The following is a 2,415-nucleotide window of genomic DNA, read 5'->3' on the forward strand; positions in this document are numbered from 1 at the left end:
CGGGGTCCGCGGCGGCGGCCGGGTCCCGACCCGCGCCTGGGGCCGCCGACGGTGGGCCGCCCGCCGGACGCTGCTGGTCGGGGAGATCGGTGAAGGTGACGTCCACCTGCTGGAAGCTCTTGAACTGCTCCGCCTTGGCATACGAGGTGTAGGCCCGCCGGTCGGAATCGGTCAGCTCGACGTCGTCGGTGAACGGGGTCAACAGCGCCCGCGGGTAGAGCCGGCCCGCCCGCACCGCGTTGATCTCCATGGCGAGAACCACGACGACGGCGAGGAAGTACAACCAGGTCATCAGCCCGAGAACGAGCCCGAACAGCCCGTAGACCTGGGTGGAACCCTTGAGCTGATGGGCGATGTAGTAGCTGCCCAGCGTCTGCACCAGTTGCCAGCCGAGCGCCGCGAAGACCGCCCCGGGCAGGATCTCACGCATCCGGACGGACCGGGCGGTCAGGACCTTGAAGGCGACGAGGACCAGGCCGGCGTTGCCCGCCGTGGAAATCGCCACCGCGAGCACCTGGAACCCGGCGGCCAACCGGCCGAACGCCGACGCCCCGGTCGTGACGCTGGAGAGCACCGTCGTCATCAGCACACCGAGGCCGAGCAGGCCGATGAGGCTGAGGCTGCGCAGGCGGGCGAAGAACGGGTTCGGTCGGGCCCGGCGCGGCACCGCCCAGACGGTGTCGAGGGCGTTGCCGATCGCCCGGGCGACGCCGAGGCTGCCGGAGATGGCGCCGAGCACGCCAACCGCGACGGCGATCCCGCTGCCCTTGAGCGCCTGCACGTCGTCGCGGAGCTGATCACCGATGATCGGGAACTGGCTCAGCGTTGAGGTAACGACCTGTTCCTGCAGGTCGGGATGACCGTGCAGGACAAAGCCGAGCCCGGTCGTGAGCAGCAGCAACAGCGGGAACAGCGACAGGAAGGCGTAGAAGGTGATCAGGGCGGCGAGGTAGCCGCCCTGATCGTCGGCGAACTTGTAGATGACGGCGATGACGAAGCCGACCCCGCGATTGCGTTGCTGGGCCCGGTCGATGCGGCCACCGAGCGCCATCCCGCGCCTCCCCAGGCCGTCCGTCATCATGAAGCTGTCCCCCGTCCGGGTGGGCCGAATACCCGTTGACCTGCCGGTAAAGCATCTCGACCGGCTGCCAACGGACCTCCCACCACATCGCGCGCTATTCGCCGCCGTGGCTGGCCCGATCGGGTGGTGTACCGGCTACGCGGCCGATCCCCGCCCGTGCCCCCCGATCCGGGCGGCGGTGCGGCGGGCTCCCTGCGCCGGCTCATCATCGCGTTGACGGATGGGCACCCGTGGCCTTGGCTGATGCCGCCACCCTACGCACCTGATCGATCACGAGGTAGCCACGGTCCACCGCCCGAAAGGAGTCCGCGGATGCGACGAGGTCTCCGGGGGATCGTCCCGGGAATCGGCGTTGGTCTGCTTCCCCTCGCCGTCCTTCCTGTTCTGGCCGTGTCCGGCCCGGACAGGGCAACTCCGGTCGGCGCGGACAGGACAGGTCCGGAGGCGACCGGAGCAGACACGATCGCGGCAGACCCGATCCCGCCCGGCGCCATTGGGCCAGGCGCGATCGGGCCCGGTGCAATCAGGCCCGGTGCAATCAGGCCCGGTGCAATCAGGCCCGGTGCAATCAGGCCCGGTGCAATCAGGCCCGGTGCAATCAGGCCCGGTGCCTCCGGGACGGACACCGTCGGAGCCCCGGCGCCGCCGGTCGGCCATCCGCTCGCACCGCCCGCCGACGCGGCCTCGACGCCGCGCGGACGACGTGACGCGCCCGGCGGCGAGCCGACCTACCTGGTCGCCGACCTCGGACCCGTGAACCGATCCGGTGCGAGCGGCACGGTCACCGCGACCCTGCGGGGGAACCTGCTGAGCATCCGGATCTCGACCCACGGTCTGGCGCCGGGACTGCCGCACCCCCAGCACATCCACATCGGCGGCAATCATTCCTGTCCCAGCCCGGACGCGGCGGGCACCGGCGCGGGTGGCCAGGTCCGTTCGGGCGACGCGAAGAAGTCGATTGGCGCCATCGCGGTGTCGCTCACCACGACCGGCGACACCGGACCGGGCAGCTCCTACGCCCTGGACCGATTCCCCGTCGGCGACGCCGGCTACCGGCGCACCATCACCGTCTCCCCGAAGGTCGCCGCGGAGCTGCGCGGCGGCGAGGGCGTGATCGAGCAGCACGGTGTCGACGCGAACCACACCGGCCGCTACGACGGGGCGGCCCGCAGCGACGTGCAGCCCGAGCTGCCCGAGGAGGTCTCCAACTCGGCCGCCTGCGGCCGGCTCGTCACCAGCCCGACCGCCGTCCCGGTGGGCGGGGCAGCAGCCGGCGGCGGCGGAACCGCCTGATCTCACCGGACCGTGGGCCGCGGCCGGGGGCACCGTGGGCC

Annotated in this window: 2 protein-coding genes; one reads left to right on the forward strand and one right to left on the reverse strand. The window is 71.8% G+C overall.

The window, feature by feature from the left end:
* Positions 1-1,051, reverse strand: a 1,051-nt coding sequence (locus tag ND748_RS30075) for a YihY/virulence factor BrkB family protein (RefSeq protein WP_251749595.1), incomplete at its 3' end; no start/stop codon positions are given.
* 783 nt (positions 1,052-1,834) lie between these two features.
* Between ND748_RS30075 and ND748_RS30080 the strand changes: the two genes are divergently transcribed.
* Entirely contained in the window at positions 1,835-2,374 is a 540-nt protein-coding gene (locus ND748_RS30080) for a hypothetical protein (protein ID WP_251749597.1), read from the forward strand.
* Positions 2,375-2,415 lie beyond the last annotated feature (41 nt).

It is taken from the genome of Frankia sp. AiPs1, from assembly GCF_023716945.1.
In the GTDB taxonomy this organism is placed as follows: Bacteria; Actinomycetota; Actinomycetes; order Frankiales; family Frankiaceae; genus Frankia.